This is a genomic window from Halomonas sp. KM007 (assembly GCF_050709225.1).
In the GTDB taxonomy this organism is placed as follows: domain Bacteria; phylum Pseudomonadota; class Gammaproteobacteria; order Pseudomonadales; family Halomonadaceae; genus Vreelandella; species Vreelandella hamiltonii.
In genome coordinates, this window is record NZ_CP136131.1 from 2,367,188 (window position 1) to 2,385,590 (window position 18,403).

The 18,403-nt window shown below is 61.1% G+C and carries 15 protein-coding genes; 12 read left to right on the top strand and 3 right to left on the bottom strand.

Features of this window, described 5'->3' with window-relative positions:
- Positions 1-63: 63 nt before the first annotated feature.
- Entirely contained in the window at positions 64-1,344 is a 1,281-nt protein-coding gene (locus RVM27_RS11155; protein WP_498956592.1) for an ABC transporter substrate-binding protein, read from the bottom strand.
- Positions 1,345-1,400: 56 nt separating this feature from the next.
- Positions 1,401-2,525, bottom strand: a complete 1,125-nt coding sequence (locus RVM27_RS11160; RefSeq protein ID WP_100731346.1) for an ABC transporter ATP-binding protein — start codon at positions 2,523-2,525, stop codon at positions 1,401-1,403.
- Positions 2,526-3,050: 525 nt separating this feature from the next.
- On the opposite strand from RVM27_RS11160, the gene RVM27_RS11165 reads away from it, so the two are divergent.
- The 9 genes from RVM27_RS11165 (at position 3,051) to RVM27_RS11205 (ending at position 12,492) form a co-directional block, all read left to right on the top strand.
- The gene (locus tag RVM27_RS11165) at positions 3,051-3,497 is read left to right on the top strand and encodes a restriction endonuclease subunit S domain-containing protein (RefSeq protein ID WP_486997316.1); all 447 of its coding nucleotides are present in this window, start codon (positions 3,051-3,053) and stop codon (positions 3,495-3,497) included.
- Positions 3,494-5,011 carry a type I restriction-modification system subunit M gene (locus RVM27_RS11170; RefSeq protein WP_498956593.1) on the top strand — a complete coding sequence of 506 codons (1,518 nt, stop codon included), beginning with the start codon at positions 3,494-3,496 and terminating at the stop codon, positions 5,009-5,011. The genes RVM27_RS11165 and RVM27_RS11170 overlap by 4 nt, the downstream gene beginning before the upstream one ends.
- Positions 5,004-6,041 (top strand): virulence RhuM family protein, encoded by a 1,038-nt coding sequence (locus RVM27_RS11175; RefSeq protein ID WP_498956594.1) that lies wholly within the window; start codon positions 5,004-5,006, stop codon positions 6,039-6,041. Before RVM27_RS11170 ends, RVM27_RS11175 begins: the two co-directional genes overlap by 8 nt.
- Positions 6,034-7,125, top strand: coding sequence for a restriction endonuclease subunit S (locus tag RVM27_RS11180; protein ID WP_498956595.1), 1,092 nt, complete (start codon positions 6,034-6,036; stop codon positions 7,123-7,125). The genes RVM27_RS11175 and RVM27_RS11180 overlap by 8 nt, the downstream gene beginning before the upstream one ends.
- Positions 7,122-7,823, top strand: a complete 702-nt coding sequence (locus tag RVM27_RS11185) for a DUF3800 domain-containing protein (RefSeq protein WP_498956596.1) — start codon at positions 7,122-7,124, stop codon at positions 7,821-7,823. The genes RVM27_RS11180 and RVM27_RS11185 overlap by 4 nt, the downstream gene beginning before the upstream one ends.
- 288 nt (positions 7,824-8,111) lie before the next feature.
- Positions 8,112-8,282 (top strand): hypothetical protein, encoded by a 171-nt coding sequence (locus RVM27_RS11190; protein WP_498956597.1) that lies wholly within the window; start codon positions 8,112-8,114, stop codon positions 8,280-8,282.
- Complete coding sequence (locus tag RVM27_RS11195) at positions 8,269-8,484, top strand: hypothetical protein (protein WP_498956598.1); 216 nt, start codon at positions 8,269-8,271, stop codon at positions 8,482-8,484. Before RVM27_RS11190 ends, RVM27_RS11195 begins: the two co-directional genes overlap by 14 nt.
- Positions 8,474-11,779 carry a type I restriction endonuclease subunit R gene (locus RVM27_RS11200; RefSeq protein WP_498956599.1) on the top strand — a complete coding sequence of 1,102 codons (3,306 nt, stop codon included), beginning with the start codon at positions 8,474-8,476 and terminating at the stop codon, positions 11,777-11,779. Before RVM27_RS11195 ends, RVM27_RS11200 begins: the two co-directional genes overlap by 11 nt.
- Entirely contained in the window at positions 11,776-12,492 is a 717-nt protein-coding gene (locus RVM27_RS11205; protein WP_498956600.1) for a M48 family metallopeptidase, read from the top strand. The genes RVM27_RS11200 and RVM27_RS11205 overlap by 4 nt, the downstream gene beginning before the upstream one ends.
- A gap of 109 nt (positions 12,493-12,601) precedes the next feature.
- On the opposite strand, the gene RVM27_RS11210 is transcribed toward RVM27_RS11205, so the two are convergent.
- On the bottom strand, positions 12,602-14,032 hold the full coding sequence (locus RVM27_RS11210) for a sigma-54 interaction domain-containing protein (RefSeq protein ID WP_498956601.1): 1,431 nt from the start codon (positions 14,030-14,032) through the stop codon (positions 12,602-12,604).
- Positions 14,033-14,287: 255 nt separating this feature from the next.
- On the opposite strand from RVM27_RS11210, the gene speB reads away from it, so the two are divergent.
- From speB to RVM27_RS11225, 3 genes are all read left to right on the top strand, one after another.
- Positions 14,288-15,238 carry an agmatinase gene (speB, locus tag RVM27_RS11215; RefSeq protein ID WP_498956602.1) on the top strand — a complete coding sequence of 317 codons (951 nt, stop codon included), beginning with the start codon at positions 14,288-14,290 and terminating at the stop codon, positions 15,236-15,238.
- A 137-nt stretch (positions 15,239-15,375) separates the two neighbouring features.
- Positions 15,376-16,758 carry a YjiH family protein gene (locus RVM27_RS11220; RefSeq protein ID WP_498956603.1) on the top strand — a complete coding sequence of 461 codons (1,383 nt, stop codon included), beginning with the start codon at positions 15,376-15,378 and terminating at the stop codon, positions 16,756-16,758.
- Positions 16,759-16,768: 10 nt separating this feature from the next.
- A complete protein-coding gene (locus RVM27_RS11225; protein WP_498956604.1) occupies positions 16,769-18,397 on the top strand; it encodes a 5-guanidino-2-oxopentanoate decarboxylase in 1,629 nt (542 codons plus the stop codon).
- Positions 18,398-18,403 lie beyond the last annotated feature (6 nt).

An 18,403-nucleotide genomic window follows, 5' to 3' on the forward strand; every position in this document is an offset into this window, starting at 1 on the left:
AGCCGTGATGAGAAAAAGCCGGGGCGAACCCCGGCGAGCATGGAAACGTAACCCTAGTGACACTTACTGTGCATAGCGGCGTAGCGCGGCATCGGCCTCACGCTGGGCCTGGCTCAGCGCTTCGGCAGGGCTCATTTGGCCCGTTAGCGCGGCCTGCACGGCGTTATCTAAGGCACGGCGCACGCGGCCACCCTGGTAGGTAGAGAGCTCAGCCGTGCCATGTTCGAGCTGGTCCCGGGCCACGGCGGCGGGGGCGAACTCTGCCACGTAGCGCTGCAGTGCATCGGTGTCATAGGCGGCGGGGCTGACGCCCATGTAGCCGGTGTCAATCGACCACGCGGCGGCACGCTCGGGAGCGGTCATCCAGCGGATGAAGGTCATCGCTGCGCGCTGCTCCTCTTCACTGGCATCTTCGAAGATGTAGAAGTTGCCGCCACCGGTGGGGCTGCCGCGCTGGGTCTTCATGGGCAGCATGGCGACGCCAAACTCGAAATTGGCCTCGTTGCGTACCGCGGTCAGGTTACCCGTGGTGTGCCACATCATGGCGGTGGACTGCTCGAGGAAGTTCTGGCGCAGGGTACCCCACTCGATGGTGCCACTGGGCATGGCGTCATGCTCGGTGGCCAGCGACACCCAGTATTCGAGGGCTTCGATGGCGGCCGGGTCGTCAAAATAGACCTCGGTGCCATCGTCGTTCATCAGGCGATGGCCGTTCTGGAAGGCAAAGGCCTGGAACATCCAGTAGGGGTAGCCGGTGGACGGCACCATCACGCCCCACTGTTCACCATTCGAGGCTTCGCGCACGGTGGCGGCCATCTCGGCCATCTCTTCCCAGTTTTCCGGCGGCGTTTCCGGGTCCAGGCCAGCGGCTGCAAAGGCGTCCTTGTTCCAGAACAGCACGATGGTGGAGCGCTGGAAGGGAATGCCGTAGGTCTTGCCATCCAACTGACCGTTCTCCATCAGACCGGGGTAGAAGCCATCCAGCCACGCTTGCTCTTCCTCGGTGTCAATGAGGTCATCAAAGGCCACGATGGCGTTCTGCTCGATCAGCTCGTACAGGTCGATGGAGAACAGCACCGAGAGCTGAGGCGCATCCCCTGCTTCCATGGCGGACATGGCGCGCACGCGGGTGTCGTCGTAGTTGCCTGCGTAGATGGCTTCCACATTGATGTCCGGATATTCGCTTTCGAATTCAGCCACCAGGCCATCGATCACGTCGGTCAGTGCGCCCCCCACCGACACCGGGTAGTACATCGTCAAATCGATGGTATCCGCCTGAACCTGAGCGGCGCCCAGTGCGCTGGCAAGCAGGGCGCCGGACATCAAGGGATGAGAAACTCGCATGGCTGACTCCTCAAAGAGTGGGTGATGTCGCAAGGGTTGTGGGGTGGTGAGCAAACTCAGTGCTGAAAAGAGCCCACCGTCGGCGGGCGCGGAATGGTGCGATACGGCGTGAGTTCCAGCGCCGACAGGTCGTCCCGGCGTGCGCCGGAGGGGCCGAACAGGTGGGCCTTGTCTGCCGACCAGAACAGTCGGCAGGGCTGGCCCGTCAGGCTGTGTTTGCCGCCCAGCCGCACACGCAGGGTGTGCTGCCCGACGCTCACATGGGCAATGGTGTCGGCGCCCAGATACTCTTCGCTTTCCACCAGGCCGGGCAGGCCAGCCGCCGAGGCCCCGCGCAGTTCGATATCCTCGGGGCGAATGCCCAACTGGCCGCCTGCCGCGGGCAACGGGGCAACGGGGGTGGTGGGTTCGCCTTCGATCACCGCTCCCTGTGCCCCGGCCACCAGCGGCAGCAGGTTCATGGCCGGGCTGCCGATGAAGCTGGCGGCGAAGGCGCTGGCGGGCTGGTTATAAAGCTCGTCGGGTGTGCCGTCCTGCACGATATGTCCTTGTTGCATCAAGATCACACGGTCTCCCATGCTCATGGCCTCTACCTGGTCGTGAGTGACGTAAACCACCGTCATATCGAGTCGTGATTGCAGGGCTTTGATCTCCCTGCGCATATCGCTGCGCAGCCGCGCATCCAGGTTGGACAGCGGCTCGTCCATCAAACAGATGGGGTGTTCGGAAATGATGGCGCGCGCCAACGCCACCCGCTGGCGCTGGCCGCCGGAAAGCTGTGCCGGTTTGCGGTGTAGGTAATCCGTCAGGTCCACCAGCTCGGCCACCTGGGCCAGGCGCTGCTGACGTTCTGCCTTCGCTACCTTGCGGCTGCGCAGGCCAAAGACGATGTTGTCGGCCACGCTCAAGTGCGGAAATAGCGCATAGGACTGAAACACCATGCTCAGCCCACGGTCGCCGGGCGGCAGGTGGGTCACGTCCCGTTCGCCGATATGGATGCGGCCACTGCTGGCGTCGTCCAGCCCTGCCAGCATGCGCAGGGTGGTGGATTTTCCACAGCCTGACGGCCCCAGCAGAATGACGAACTGCCCGGGCTGAATATCGAAGGAAATGTCGTTGACTGCCGTGGTCGCGCCCCAGTGCTTGGAGACGCCTGCCAGGCGAATGCGCGATTGGTTCATGGCTTGGCGCTCGACGTGAGACTGAAAGTGGCTATAGCCAATCACATTGGGCCAATGATGTTTCCGTTGCGTGACACTTATATGGCGTTTGTTAGTACATGAAACGCCCCGGCGGCCATGGGCGCTAGAGCAGGCCTGCAAAGTGTCCATCAGCCGGGCTGATACTTCTCATTAACGTCGGTCTAGTTTTTCAGCAATCACCTCGGTGCCGAAAGTAACTGTCCTTTGAAAAATCGATGCTACGCGCAGCTCACTACTAGACTATTCTTGCCCTGATGTTGCGCACGGTCTCTGTAGGAGAAAAACTGCATAAAATATGAGTTGCTTGTTTTGGGGTTGGTGATTATATTGCTGTATAGTTGCTACAGAGGTTAATGCATGATGCTCGCTGAGATTTGCAGTATTCATTCAGGATATACAGCGCGCAGCAGTCTCGAACCCGCCGCACATGGAGGGGTTCCAGTGCTTCAGTTGCGCAATATCGCTACGGACGCTATGCCGCCTGGGCCTCGGTTTGAGCGTTACATGCTAGAAGGTCTTGCTGCTCGCTATTTCGTGACCGGCGGTGAGGTCGTGTTTCGCTCTCGGGGAGAGCCGAGCACTGCCGTCGCCATTGACGATGGTCTGACGGAGCCCGTACTGGTCGTCAATCCTCTTTTCATCCTGCGCCCCGATACGAACTACCTGCTGCCGGCCTATCTGGCCTGGGCTATCAATCAACCCGATGCCCAGCGCAGGCTTGGCGCCGAAGCCCAGGGCACGAGCCTGCGAATGATTCCGATGAAAGTGTTGGAACGGCTCGAGATCGCCGTCCCCGACCTCGCCACGCAGCAACGCATCGTCGAACTGAACGCCCTGTCGCGGCAGGAAGTGCATCTGCTGCGGGAACTCGCCACACACCGGGAACGACTATCGAGCCTCATTCTCGGCGAAGCCGCGATGGCCGCTGATCACAAGGAAATGGCCCCATGACCGACCAAATGACGCAACACCAGATCAACCAGACCGCCTGGGCCGCCTGTGACACCTTCCGAGGTGCCGTCGATGCCGGCCAGTACAAGGATTACATCCTGGTGATGCTGTTCCTGAAGTACATCTCGGATCTCTGGAACGATCACCTCAAGACCTACCGCGAGCAGTTCGACGGCGACGAGGCCCGCATTCGCCGCCGCTTGGAGCGCGAACGCTTCGTCCTCCCCGAGGGCGCGAGCTTCTATGACCTGCACGCACAGCGCAACGCGCCCAATATCGGCGAGCTGATCAATATCGCCCTCGAAAAGATCGAAGACGCCAACCGCAGCAAGCTGGAAGGGGTCTTTCGCAATATCGACTTCAACTCGGAAGCCAATCTTGGCCGCCCCAAGGACCGCAACCGCCGGCTCAAGAATCTGCTCGAGGATTTCGCCAAACCCGCACTCGACCTGCGCCCCTCTCGGGTGACCGAGGACATCATCGGCGAGTGCTACATCTATCTCATCTCGCGCTTCGCTTCGGACGCCGGCAAGAAGGCAGGCGAGTTCTACACGCCCACGGCAGTCTCGCGCCTGCTGGCCAAGCTGGCCGCCCCCGAACCGGGTAGCACCATCTGCGATCCCGCCTGCGGCTCTGGCTCGCTGCTGATCCAGGCTTCTCAGGAGGTCGGCTCCGAAAACTTCGCCCTCTACGGCCAGGAGGTCAACGGTGCCACCTGGGCACTGGCACGCATGAACATGTTCCTGCACGCCAAGGATGCCGCGCGCATCGAGTGGTGTGACACCCTCAACAGCCCGGCGCTGGTAGAAAGCGACCATCTCATGCGCTTCGATGTGGTGCTGGCCAACCCGCCGTTCTCGCTGGATAAGTGGGGCGCAGAGAACGCCGGTGCCGATCCGTTCGCGCGCTTCTGGCGCGGTGTGCCGCCCAAATCGAAGGGCGACTACGCCTTCATCACCCACATGATCGAGATCGCCAAGCGCCAATCCGGCCGCGTCGCGGTCATCGTGCCCCACGGGGTCCTGTTCCGCGCCGGTGCCGAGGGTCGCATCCGCCAGCAGTTGATCGAAGAGAATCTGCTCGATACGGTCGTCGGCTTGCCTGCCAACCTGTTCACCACCACGGGGATTCCGGTCGCCATTCTGATCTTCGACCGCTCGCGGGAGGAAGGCGGTGCCAACGAATCACGCCGCGACGTGCTGTTCATCGACGCCAGCAAGGCATTCACGCCGAGCAAGACTCAGAACGTGATGGATGACACCCATATCGGCAAGGTGCTGGAGACCTATCGCACCCGCGCCGAGATCGAGCGCTACTCCCATCGCGCTAGCCCCGAGGAGCTGTTGGAAAACGGCTACAACCTCAACATTCCCCGTTACGTGGATACCTTCGAGCCGGAAGAAGAGATCGACGTGGCCGCCGTACAGCGCGACATCGAACGCATCGAAGGTGAGCTGGCCGAGGTTCGCGCCAAGATGGCCGGCTATTTGAAGGAGCTCGGTGTCGATGTCTGAAGGCGAAATCATCCTCTACACCACCGAGGACGGCCAGGCCGAGATTCAGCTGCGCGCCGTGGAGGGTACCGTGTGGCTGACCCAAGGCCAGATGGCAGAGCTGTTCGCTTCCAGCCCGCAGGCCATCACCCAGCTGGTGCGCGCAATCTACGACGATGAAGAGCTGACCGAGGCGGCAACCTGTAAGGAATTCTTACAAGTTCGCAGCGAGGGCGGGCGCCAGGTGCGCCGATCGCTCAAGCACTACAACCTCGAGCTGATTCTGGCGGTGGGCTACCGCGTGCGCAGCCCCCGCGGTGTGCAGTTCCGCCGCTGGGCCACGGCAGTCTTGAAGGCGTATCTCGTCAAGGGCTTCGTCATGCACGACGAGCGCCTGAAGGACCCCGCCTGGGACTACTTCGACGAGCTGCTCGAGCGCATCCGCGATATCCGCGCCTCGGAAGCGCGCTTCTATCAGAAAGTGCGCGATATCCTGGCGCTCAGCGAGGATTACGACCCCAGCTCGTCGGCCGTGCCCACCTTCTACGCCACGATCCAGAACAAGATGCTCAACGCTGTGACCAGCCATACCGCCGGCGAGCTGATTCGCGCCCGCGCCAACCCCGAGCAGCCCAATATGGGCCTAATGACCTGGAAGAACGCCGACAAGGGGCGCCCCCTGCGAAAGGCCGATGTGGGCACGGCCAAGAACTATCTGGCCGAAGCCGAAATCAAGGAGCTCAACCTGATCGTCGAGACCTTCCTCAACACCGCCGAACTGCGCGCGACGCGACGCCAAACCATGCGGCTGGCGGAGTGGGAGCGCGTGCTCGACACCTTCCTGACCGCCAACGAGCTGCCAAAACTGGAGGGTGCGGGCTCCATCTCGGCGGAAGCCGCCAAGCGTATCGCCCACGAGCGCTACGAAGCGTTCGATGCCAAGCGCAAGGCCGCTCAGCGGCAGGCAGCGGATGAGGCGGGCGATCTCGAGGAGCTGAAGCGCATTGCCGATGTGGCGAAGTCGGGGAAGAGGGGGCGTGGAGATGAGTGAGATAAACCAATGGGATTGGTTGCCGCTAGGCAAAGTGGCAACGCTTCAGCGTGGTTACGACCTGCCATCCAATCGCCGCAAAGACGGCGAATTTCCTATCATTTCATCTGGTGGCGTTACCGGCTGGCATTCGGATAAGAAACAAGACGGACCAGGCGTAGTAACTGGAAGGTATGGCTCTATCGGTGAGGTATATTGGGTCGACAGACCTTACTGGCCTTTAAACACAACTCTTTTTGTCTCTGATTTTCATTCTAACCATCCACCATTTATTTATCAGTTACTCAAATCTCTGAATTTTTCCAAGCTAAGTGGAAAGACAGGAGTGCCGGGCGTTAACCGCAATGACTTACATACTATAAAAGTCCTACGCCCTCCTCGTCCAGAACAACTCAAGATCGCCAAGATTCTGCGAACTTGGGATGAGGCCATCGAGAAGCTCAATGGACTGCGCATCGCTTACGAGAGTCGCCTTCTTGGACTCCGAGACTCTCTAATGGCACGCGCCAGCCGACAAGGTCGGCCAGCTTGTTTCGGTGACTTTCTCACGGAAAGCCGTATCCCCGGCAGCAACGGCGCAACAGCACGGAAAATCTCGGTCCGTCTGTATGGAAAAGGCACGCTGGAGAAAAATGGCTCCCGTAGCGGTAGCGCAAACACGCGTTACTATCGCCGCAAGACAGGCCAGATTATCTGGAGCAAACTGGACTTCTTGAACGGCGCTTTTGCCCTTATCGGCCCTGAACTCGACGGCTGTGAATCCACGTTAGATCTCCCCGCCTTCGATTGCGACCCCAGCGTCAACCCGGCATGGCTGATCGAATATCTTACCCGTCCCGCTTATTACACGCGGCAAATTCACTTGGCACGCGGCCAGCGCAAGGCTCGTCGTGTCGCTCCCGATGATTGGTTGGCCTCACCGCTGCGCCTGCCAGACCGCGCCACCCAGGACCACATCGCCGATATCCTGTCCTGCGCACGGAAAGAGCTGTCAATTCTCGATGCAGAAATCGACGCAGTGACTCGACAGAAGCGCGGACTTATGCAGAAGCTGCTGACGGGAGAGTGGAGGGTCGCGGCATGAGGTTCGAAGTCTACTGTGACGAAACACGGCCGGAGCTATTCACCTCGGTCCATCCACAAGCTCGATACCTGATGATTGGTAGCCTATGGCTTCCAGGCGAGTTGCGCGAAGAGGTCAAGGCGCGAACTTCGGAACTGCGTCAGCATCACCAGGTTCATGGAGAGCTGAAGTGGCGGAAAGTCTCGCCATCGAAGGTCGCTTTTTATACCGATCTCATGGATCTGTTCATGGGGTTTGGTCTGGACCTCCGGTTTCGTTGCATCGCGGTAGACCGCCAGGCGATGAATCTAGAACTTCACAATGGCGACGCCGAGCTCGGATTCTACAAGTTCTACTACCAGGTCCTGCACCACTGGATTCTGGATCGGAACGAATACACCGTTTTCTGCGATCTCAAACGCAATCGTGACCGTACACGCCTGCACACGCTACAGCGCGTTCTGAGTAACGCCAACCGCACCTCGATTGTCCGAGACGTACAATCGCTTCCCTCTGCTGAAGTCGTGCCGCTGCAACTATGCGATATCCTGCTCGGGGCGGCTTCCGCACGAATCAATGGGCGAACTGATCTTGGTACGGCGAAGGAGGGTGTGATTTCCCACCTGGAGCGGCGTCTGAACCGTCACCAGCTCGTTCCCACCCCAAAGTCGGAGGAGAAATTCAATATCTTCAAGATTCGACTAGGGGGTGGCTGGTGACGCCTCCATTCCTGCAACTCGCCGATCAGGCTGCCTACCGTCGGCATTATGAGCGCACGCTCTGCCGCGGGGGTATCTTTACCCACGATGGTATCCAAGTCTTTTTCCGTAAACAGGAGTTCGACCACGCCTTTTTCGAAAGCTCAGGACGGCGCGGGGGAGAACGATGTGTTTTCCATCGAGCGCGCGAGACGCATGGACTGGATCGCCCCTGCTCTGGCAAATCCCGATGCAAAATGCCTACAAGGCTGGTTGAAGAAAGAACAGCGTCACGATCCGAGGCGGCGTGTGACCGTATTCATCGATGGCTTTCTCGTGGTGATTGCCTTGCGCTTAGGAGGCCAGGGCCAGCTTCGAGCCCAGTTCGTGACTTGCTACCCCGCCGACGTCAAGACACAAGCCAAATTGGCCCAAGCCCCGCTATGGACGCTGGAGGATTGTCTGAATGAGCTGCAATAAAGTGAGACAAGAGGGGGCAAAAAAAGAAACGCTGATTCGCTATGCTGGCTCAGCGTCCGAAGCCTCGACAGATTCACGGCCGCTGGGCAGTGAACTCAGGCGAACTATGCATATCTCGCGCGAGCATGTCAAGAATTTTTTAGATGCCCGGCCTGACATCACGGAGTACGGAGATATTGCGAGGATAAAGCGTGGTTTTTGACGCCGCCGAAAAACACCAGTCCCAGATTCCCGCGCTACAGCTGCTGGTGGCGCTGGGCTTCACCCCGCTGTCGCAGGCGGAGGTGCTGCGCCTGCGCGGTGGGCGGCTCAAGAACGTGGTGCTGGACGACATCCTGATCGAGCAGTCGATGCGCCTCAACCGCTTCACCCATCGCGGGCGAGAGTACCCCTTCGACCTGCAGGATGCCCATGAGGCGCTGCGCAGGCTCAAGCCCACGCCGGACCGGCTGAAAGGGCTGCGCGTTACCAATCAGGAGATCTACGACACCCTGGTGCTCGGCACCACGATCACCAAATCCATCGACGGCGACTCCAAGAGCCACTCGTTTCGCTATATCGACTGGGAGACGCCCGAAAACAACGTTTTCCACGTCACCGCCGAATTCGCGGTCGAGCGGACAGCGTCTCGCCAGACTCGGCGCTGCGATATCGTCGCGTTCGTCAACGGCATCCCGTTCGTGGTGATCGAGAACAAGCGGCCCACCGAAGACCTGAAGAAGGCCGATAGCCAGCTGATCGGTTACCAGCGCGAAGATGGCATTCCTCAGCTCTTCCACTTTGCGCAGCTGCTGATGACCATGAATCGAGTGGATGCGCGTTATGCCACCGTCGGTGCCAAGGCGAAGTTCTGGCACGGTTGGCGGGAGGAGGACGACGCGGAGGATGCCCTCTCCGTCATGGCGCGCGCGCTCCCCGCCACGGCAGCACCGGCCCCGGAGCAGATGGCCGAGCTCGCCAGCGAGGACGAAGCCGAGCGACTGCTGGCGGCGGCCAACCAGCCGCTGAGCATCGCGGAAGCGCAGGCAATTTATGCCAGTCGCCTGGCGGATGCCCGCGACCATTTCCTGGCGCTGCGGGAGGAAGGCGAGCGCGCCGTGACCGAGCAGGATCGAACGCTCTACGCGCTGTGCCGACCGGCGCGGCTGCTCGATCTGGTCCGTCGCTTCACCGTGTTCGATGGCGGTGTGCGCAAGATCGCACGTCATCAGCAGTTCTTCGGCATCCGGCGGGCGATCGAGACCATCAGCCAGCACGATACCCGCGGCGCGCGCAAGGGCGGTGTGATCTGGCACACCCAGGGCTCGGGCAAGTCGCTGACCATGGTGATGCTGGGGCGTGCCCTGGCGCTGGAAAGCGGCATCGAGAACCCGCGCATCATCATCGTCACCGACCGTGACGATCTCGACCGGCAGATCAAGGGGACGTTCAAGTCCTGCGATCTGGAGCCGGTACGGGCGACGACCGGCGCGCATCTGCTCGAACTCGTGCGCGACAAGACGCCACTGATCACCACGATCATCAACAAGTTCGATACCGCGCTGAAGCACAACCAGCCGCCGGATGACGATCCCAACGTCTTCGTGCTGGTCGACGAAAGCCACCGCACACAGACCGGCCGCTACGGCGGGCATAGCCAGTTTGCCGCCAAGATGCGCCGGCTGCTGCCCCGCGCCTGCTATCTCGGCTTCACCGGTACGCCGCTGCTGAAGAAAGAGAAAAACACGCTACAGACCTTCGGCCGGTTGATCCACCGCTATGGCATCGACGAAGCGGTGGCCGACGAATCCGTGGTGCCGCTGCTCTACGAGGGCAGGCTGGTCGAGCAGCAGGTCTCGGGGCAGGTGATCGACCGTTGGTTCGACAAGATCAGCGTTGGTTTGAGCGAGGATCAGCGCCGCGATCTGAAGCGCAAGTTCTCGCGCATGGATGCACTGGCCAAGACCGAGCAAGCAATCCGCGCCAAGGCGTTCGACATCTCCGAACACTATCGCCAGCACTGGCAGGGGACCGGCTTCAAAGCGCAGCTCGTTGCGCCCTCCAAGGCCGCCGCCGTGCGCTTCAAGGCGGTGCTCGACGAGATCGGCCATGTCTCGAGCGCCATCGTCATCTCGCCCCCGGACGACAACGAGGGCCACGAAGAAGTCGACCAGGACGCCCGAGATCTCGTGCGCGACTTCTGGGCGAAGATGATGGCGCAGTACAAAACCGAGGAGGCCTACAATCGCGAGATCGTCGAGGCGTTCAAAGGCTCGGGCGATCCGGAAATCCTGATCGTGGTCTCCAAGCTGCTCACCGGCTTCGATGCACCGCGCAATACCGTGCTCTATGTCTGCAAGTCGCTCAAGGAGCACAATCTTTTGCAAGCCATCGCGCGCGTGAACCGACTCTTCGAGGAGGGGAATACGGAGAAGCGGTTCGGCTTCGTCATCGACTACGAAGGCCTGCTCGGCGAGCTCGACAGCGCGCTGACCACCTACAACGCCTTCGAGGGCTATGAAGCGGCCGATCTCGCCGGGACGGTGCACGATGTTCGCGAGGAGATCCGCAAGCTGCCTCAGCGTCACGATCAGCTGTGGGATCTGTTCAAGCCGGTGCGCAACAAGCGCGACATGGAGCAGTTCGAGCGCCATCTCGCCGACGAAGCGCGCCGCCAGGACTTCTATGCGCGCCTGAGCGCCTTCAGCCGTTGCCTGCACATCGCGATGTCGTCGGATAAGCTGCTTGACGTCTTCGACCAGAATAAAGTGGACGCCCTAAAGCGCGACTGGCAGCAGTTCTCGGAACTCAAGCGCTCGGTCCAGATCCGCTATCAGGAAACGGTCGATATCCGCGAGTTCGAGCCCAAGATCCAGAAGCTGCTCGACGACCATGTCGTGGCGATGCCCGCCGAGACGATCATCGATGTGGTCAACATCAACGACCCCGATGCGCTGAAAGCGGTGGTCGAGGAAACCGGCGTCTCGGAAGCCTCGAAGGCCGACCGCATCTCCAGTGCCACGCGGCGGGCGATCACCGAGAACATGGATGAGGACCCCACCTTTTATAAACGTTTCTCGGAGCTGCTCGAAGAGACGATTCGCGCCTATCGCGAGCAGCGCCTCTCCGAGCGTGAGTACCTGCAGAGCGTGGTCAAGCTGGCGAGCCAGATAGCGCGCAAGGAGCGCGGCCATCACGTGCCGGAGCGCCTTCGTGGCGATGAGGATGGGCAGGCGCTCTTCGGTATCCTCGACGGCCAACTCCAGACCCGGGACGAGGCGGCGGTGGCGGGCGACGAAGCGGCCGTCATCTCTTTGGACATCATCGAGATCATCAGGTCACATCTGATCGTCGACCTGTGGTCGAACGAAGTGGCACAGAACGATCTACGCAACGCCATCGACGATTACTTCTTCGATGTCATCCGCGACCAGAAGGGCGTCGATCTGCCGGTCGAGGTGCTGGACGAACTGGAGCAGAAGATCATGAACCTCGCTCGCGCCAGGTTCAACGCATGACTCGGGAACGGCACTGCCTGCGCTATGGGGTCCAGGAGATTCATTACGAGGTCAAACGCCGCCCCAGAAAGACGCTCGAAATCGCCGTCGAGCCGGACGCCTCGGTGATGATCGCAGCCCCCATGGAAACCCCGTTGGCGGCTATCGAGGCCAAGCTGCGCAAGCGCGCCGCCTGGGTGGTGCGGCAGCAGCGCTATTTCTCACAGTTCCTGCCGCGGACACCCGAGCGGCAGTATCTCGCCGGTGAGACGCACCTCTACCTCGGACGGCAGTATCGCCTGAAAGTGATCCCGCATACGCACAAGCGTGTGACGCTGATCCGGGGCTTCATCGTCGTGCAGACCCCTCGCCCCCAAAGCCCCGAGACGACGCGTGAGCTGCTTGAGGCCTGGTATCGTGAACGGGCGCACCTCAAGTTCCCAGAGCGGCTGGAGCACTGCCTGGATCGCTTCGCGGTGCCACAGTCATTTCGCCCGATCGGGATCATCGTGCGTCGGATTCAGCAGCGTTGGGGATCCATGTCTCCCGCAGGCCGTCTGCTGCTCAATCGCCGCCTGGTTCAGGCACCGGTGGACGCCATCGACTATGTGATCACCCATGAGCTCTGCCACCGCGCCGAACCCCACCACGGCCCGGCATTTTTCGAGCTGCTAGAGCAGGTGATGCCGGACTGGGAACGGCGCAAGCAGCGGCTGGAACGGGCCATGGCTTGAGGATGATTAACTGATTCTGGGAAGCTTTCAGAGCTCCTGCCTTCTCGGTCAGGCTTGGGCGAGTCGATGGCCTGACAGTCTTTGCGTGTCATTATGCCTACCGCGTGTGTTATCTGGGCTGGCGCTGGGGAGCGTTAAGACTGTACTGCTGCAGCCTGCGCACCACACTGGATTGGCTGATGCCCAGCCGTTCAGCGATGGCGTAAGTGCTGGGTAGCGTATGGCATAACTCTTCAAGCGTTTCACGCTCCAGCCGCGCTAGGTACTGCTTGAGGGTTTCCTGGGGGGCGAGTGCTACTGCCGACGTTGCTGGCGAGGCGCTCTGCAAGTTAGCCGGGAGCTGTTCGGCGTGAGGGGGTGCCGCGGGCGCTTCGATCTGGTCGCCGGGGCTTGAGAGCCAGGCTCTTTCCAGCCAGTTTTCCAGCTCCCGCACGTTGCCGGGCCAGTCGCTGCCCATCAGCGTCGACCAGGCCGGGTTACTGATGATTTTTTGGCGGCCATAGCGGTGGTTCAGCCGGGTCAGGCAGGCTTCCACCAGCACGGGAATGTCTTCGCGGCGCTCGCGTAGCGGGGGCAGCGTGATGGGGATGACGTTCAGACGATAGTAGAGGTCCAGCCTGAACAGGCCAGTTTCGACCCGTTTGGCCAAGTCCTGATTGGTCGCCACGACCAGCCGGAAGTTGACGCGACGAGCCCGCGTGTCGCCCAACCGGGTCAGGCTGCCATCCTGAATCACTTTCAGCAGTTTGGTCTGCATCAGCAGCGGCAGCTCGCCAATTTCATCCAGAAAGAGCGTGCCCCCTTCGGCCTGCTCCAGCAGTCCGGCCTTGCCTTGCCGCGCGGCACCGCTGAAGGCGCCGGGCTGGTAGCCGAACATCTCCGACTCGAACAGGTTTTCCGGGATCGCTGCGCAGTTGACCTCGATGAACGGGCCATGATGGCGCTCGCTCCAGCGGTGGAGCTGCTTGGCAAAGGCCGTCTTGCCCACGCCAGACTCCCCCAGCATCAGCACGTTGGCATCCGATGGTGCCACGCGCTTGAGCAACAGGGCGATTTCCCGCATCACATGGCTTCTGACCTGAAGATGGTCCAGCGCAGCATCCAGCGCTTGCTCTTCGGCATCGGGGGCGGCCTGGCTGCGCTTCAAGTGTTCACTAAAACGTTTTTGCAGCAGAGCGTATTCGTCCTGCAGCAGCTGAAGGTCGGTCAAATCCCGTGAGCGGCTGACAATGCGCTCCAGCTTGCCGTTGACGAACACGGGGTAGGCTTCGGCAATGACGCGGCGGCCCGTGCCGGTGATTTGCATTAGCTGAGCGGGCTGGCGAGTGCGGATGACTTCCATGGTGATGGACGGTTTCAGAACACCGGCGGCCTGGAGCTGTTGAACGCTGCTGGAAAGCAGCTCCTCCCGTGATACGCCGTATACCGCCTCGGCGCCGGGGCTGATATCCATAATCTGACCGTCGCCGCTGACGATAAAGAAGTGGTCATTGGCGGTTTCCACGATGGTTTGCAGTACGCGCCTGTCGATTTCACTCATGCGTCCCTCCTTATCTACCGCAGCCGCTTTTGTATCGTTGGATGAACAGGGCGATGCAAATATGATTCATTGATTCATTTTTGCATCGATGGGGCGGTAAACCTCCCTATTTATCAGCGCAGGTGACTTGGCATGGTCTGTGCAGTGGTCTGTGTATTGATCTGTGCATCAACGATGCATGAGCGGTATGAGCTGGATAAATCGCTGAAGCGCTTGGCCCGTCAGGCTGGCCACAATAAATCCAAGGAGAGAACGATGTCGGAATTCAATCAGCCGCTGGGCGGCAACACCATGCCACGCTTTGCAGGCCCCGCCACCATGATGCGCTTGCCCACGCAACAGAGCGCAGCAGGGTTGGACGCGGCGTTCATCGGCATTCCCATGGATATCGGCACCTCCAATCGCCCGGGTACCCGCCTGGGGCCACGCCAGATTCGCGATGAGTCGCGCATGTTGCGCCCCTACAACATGGCCACGGGGGCGGCTCCCTTCGAGCGGCTTCAGGTCGCCGATATCGGTGACGTACCCATCAACACCTTTCACCTGCCGAAAAGCGTCGACATCATCACCGCCTTCTACGACGACGTGCTGAAGCACGACTGCATTCCTCTCACGCTGGGGGGCGAGCACACGCTGACGCTGCCGATTCTACGCGCCATGGCCAAAAAGCACGGCCCGGTGGGCTTGATTCATATCGATGCCCATGCGGATGTGAACGAACACATGTTCGGAGAGCCCATTGCCCATGGCACGCCGTTCCGCCGTGCCCAGGAGGAAGGGCTGCTGGCCCGTGACAAGGTCGTGCAAATCGGCCTGCGTGGAACCGGCTATGCCCCGGAAGATTTCGACTGGTGCCGCAAGCAGGGTTTCCGCGTAGTGCCCGCCGAAGAGTGCTGGTACCGCTCGCTGGCGCCACTGATGGCCGAAGTGCGTGAGCAAATGGGCGATACCCCGGTGTACATCAGTTTCGACATCGATGGTCTGGACCCTTCGGTCGCCCCCGGTACCGGCACGGTGGAAATGGGAGGGCTGACCTCTGCTCAAGGGCTGGAAATCGTGCGCGGTGCCGCTGGCTTGAACATCGTGGGCGGGGACCTGGTCGAGGTGTCGCCGCCGTACGACCCCAGCGGCAACACGGCGCTGATGGGCGCCACGCTGCTGTATGAAATGCTCTGCGTACTGCCCGCAGCGCAACGCCGCTCGTAAGCGCTGCCTGCAAAAGTGCCCTGCACCAAGCGCCGACCTGACAAGGCGCGGATGACAATACACAGGAAGGGGAGCGGTGCTCCCTTTCAGGACGCCGCCAGCCCACCTCCAATAATCACATCCAATAGGTGAACCGTATGTCACACTCTAAAGCGACGCCGGATGCATCCGCTTCGTCCACGTCGATACCCCGCGCGCATCTGCTGAAGTTTCTGATTCCTTCGCTGATCGGCGTGCTGCTGTTTCTGATCCCTTTTCAGTTTGGTGAGACCGTCAATATCGGCATGGGGCTGATGGCCGATGGCCTGCAGACCCTGCTGGGTGGGGCGCTGCCTGCCATTGCGCTAGGCGTGCTGTGCGTTTCCGTGATGGTGACGCTGTACGTCAAGCTGGCAAAGCCCGCCTGGGCACGGCAAGGCCACTTCAAGGAGATGTTCGATGTGGGCCCCGTATGGATTGCCATGCGCGTTCTGGGGGCCGTCTTCGTCATCATGACCTTTTTTCAGGTCGGCCCTGAGTTCGTGACGGCGTCCTTTACCGGCGGCGTGATGCTGAACGACCTGGCACCGGTGCTGCTGACGTTCTTCTTTTTCGCTGCGTTGCTGCTGCCGTTTCTGGTCGAGTTTGGTTTCATGGAGTTCATTGGCACCATGGTGCGCAAGCCGTTTCGCGTCATCTTCAACTTGCCGGGTCGCAGTGCCATCGATGCTACCGCTTCCTGGATGGGTTCGGGCACGGTGGGCGTGCTGATCACCTCGCAGCAGTACGAACAGGGCTTTTACAACGGCCGTGAAGCCTCGGTCATTGCCACCAACTTTTCGGTAGCGTCGATTGCATTCAGTCTGCTGGTGGTCAATTTCGTCAATCTCAATCACCTGTTCATACCGTTCTACTTTACCGTCGTCGTATCCGGGTTGATCGCGGCGGTGATCGTGTCGCGTATCCCACCGCTGTCGCGTAAACCCGATGACTACCACGAGCCGGTGGGCTGCCAGCTGAGCGAAGAGCGCACTGACAACGTGGGGTTGCTGCGTTACAGCCTGCTGCAGGCCACCCGCCGTGCGGCGGGCGCACCCGGGCCAAAAGCGCTGGCCCGACTGGCGCTGCTCAACGTCATCGACATCTTCCTGACGCTGCTGCCGCTGGTATTCGCGATTGGCACCGTGGCGCTGATTCTGGCCGAGTTCACGCCGCTGTTTACCTGGCTCTCGTACCCCATGGTGCCGGTGCTGGAGCTGCTGCGCATTCCTGAAGCCCAGGCGGCTGCACCTGCCACGCTGGTAGGCTTCGTGGACATGTTCCTGCCTGCGGTGCTGGCTACCAACATCGAAAGCGAGCTGACCCGCTTCGTGATTGCCTGCCTTTCCATGACCCAGTTGGTCTATATGTCCGAGATCGGTGCGCTGCTGCTCAAGTCGAAGATTCCCATCAAGTTCTGGGAACTGGCCGTGGTGTTCCTGCTGCGTACGGCCATTACGCTGCCGATCATTGCCTTCATGGCCCACACGTTTTTCTTCTAAGGGGCGATGCATGAACGAGTCGAAGACGATGTCCTGCGCCGACCTGTTGATCCACCTGCTGCGCGATACCTACGGCGTGCGGGCGCTGTTTGGCATTCCCGGCGTGCATACCGTGGAGCTGTACCGTGGCCTGGAGGGCAGTGAGGTGGCGCACATCACCCCGCGCCATGAGCAGGGGGCGGGGTTCATGGCCGATGGTTATGCCCGCGCCAGTGGCCAGCCCGGCGTTTGCCTGATCATCACCGGGCCGGGGATGACCAATATGGCCACCGCCATGGGCCAAGCCCTGGCGGACTCCATCCCCATGCTGGTGATCTCCAGCGTCAATCGTCGCGATACGCTGGGCCTGGGCCAAGGGAGGCTGCACGAACTGCCCAGCCAACAGCAGATGATCAGCGGCGTGGCGCGGTTCAGCCACACCCTGCTGGATGCCAGCACGCTGCCGGAGGTACTTGCCCGCGCCTTTGCTGTGTTCAACGGTGCTCGCCCAGGCCCGGTGCATATCGAAATCCCCATCGATCTATTCAATGCACCCGTACCCGTGCCGACCAGTTGGCAAGCGCCAACGCTATACCGAGCGGCCCCCGACCCGGAAGGCGTGGCCGAAGCGGCTCGCTTGCTCCAGGCGGCGAAGCAGCCCCTGGTGCTGCTGGGGGGTGGCTGTGTGTCAGCGCCAGCAGCCGCGCGAGCGCTGGTTGGGCAGCTGGATGCGCCCACGGTGACGACCATCAACGCCAAGGGGCTGCTGGGGCGTGATCACCCGCTGGACCTGGGAGCCAATGCCGCGCTGCCTGCCGTCAGGGAGCTGGCTGCCAGTGCCGATGTGATTCTGGCCATAGGCACCGAGCTGGGTGAAACCGACTATGACGTCGTTTTCGACGACGGTTTTCACCTCAACGGCACGCTGATTCGCATTGATCTTGACCCCGAGCAATTGGTGCGCAATCAGCGCACCACGCTGGGTTTGGTGGGTGATGCCGGGCGCAGTTTAGAGCTTCTGCTTGAGCATTTTTCTGAGCCGCTGAAACGTCAGGGCGCCGAGCGAACGGCCGCTGCGCTAAACGCATTGGATTTGGTCAATGATCCTGCGTTTCGCGATTTCGTACCGCTTTATGCCGCGTTGGCTGACCACCTGCCTGAGGCCATCCTGGTCGGTGATTCCACCGCGCCGGTGTATGCCGGTAACCATCTGGTCAGCCAGCCTGCGCCCAGGCGCTACTTCAACGCCTCTACCGGCTACGGCACCCTGGGCTATGGGCTGCCTGCGGCACTGGGAGCACAGCTAGCCCGGCCTGATCTCCCCGTCGTCGCGCTGGTGGGAGACGGCGGGGTGATGTTTACGCTCTCGGAGCTTGCCACTGCGGTGGAAGCCCGCCTGCCAGTGGTCATCGTGCTATGGCACAACGCCGGTTATGAAGAGATCCGCCGCTACATGGATGCCAACGGCGTGGCCCGCCTGGGGGTCGATATTCAAGCGCCCAATTTTCTCACCCTGGCCGAAGGCTTCGGCTGCCCCGGCATGCTGGTAGAGAGCCCCAACGAGCTTTCCAAAGCGCTTGCTCAGCGCGTGCCCAGCGGCCCGCTACTGATCGAAATCGACGCCGCTGCCTGGCAGCGGGCGTGCTCACTTCCCGACTAGGACGTT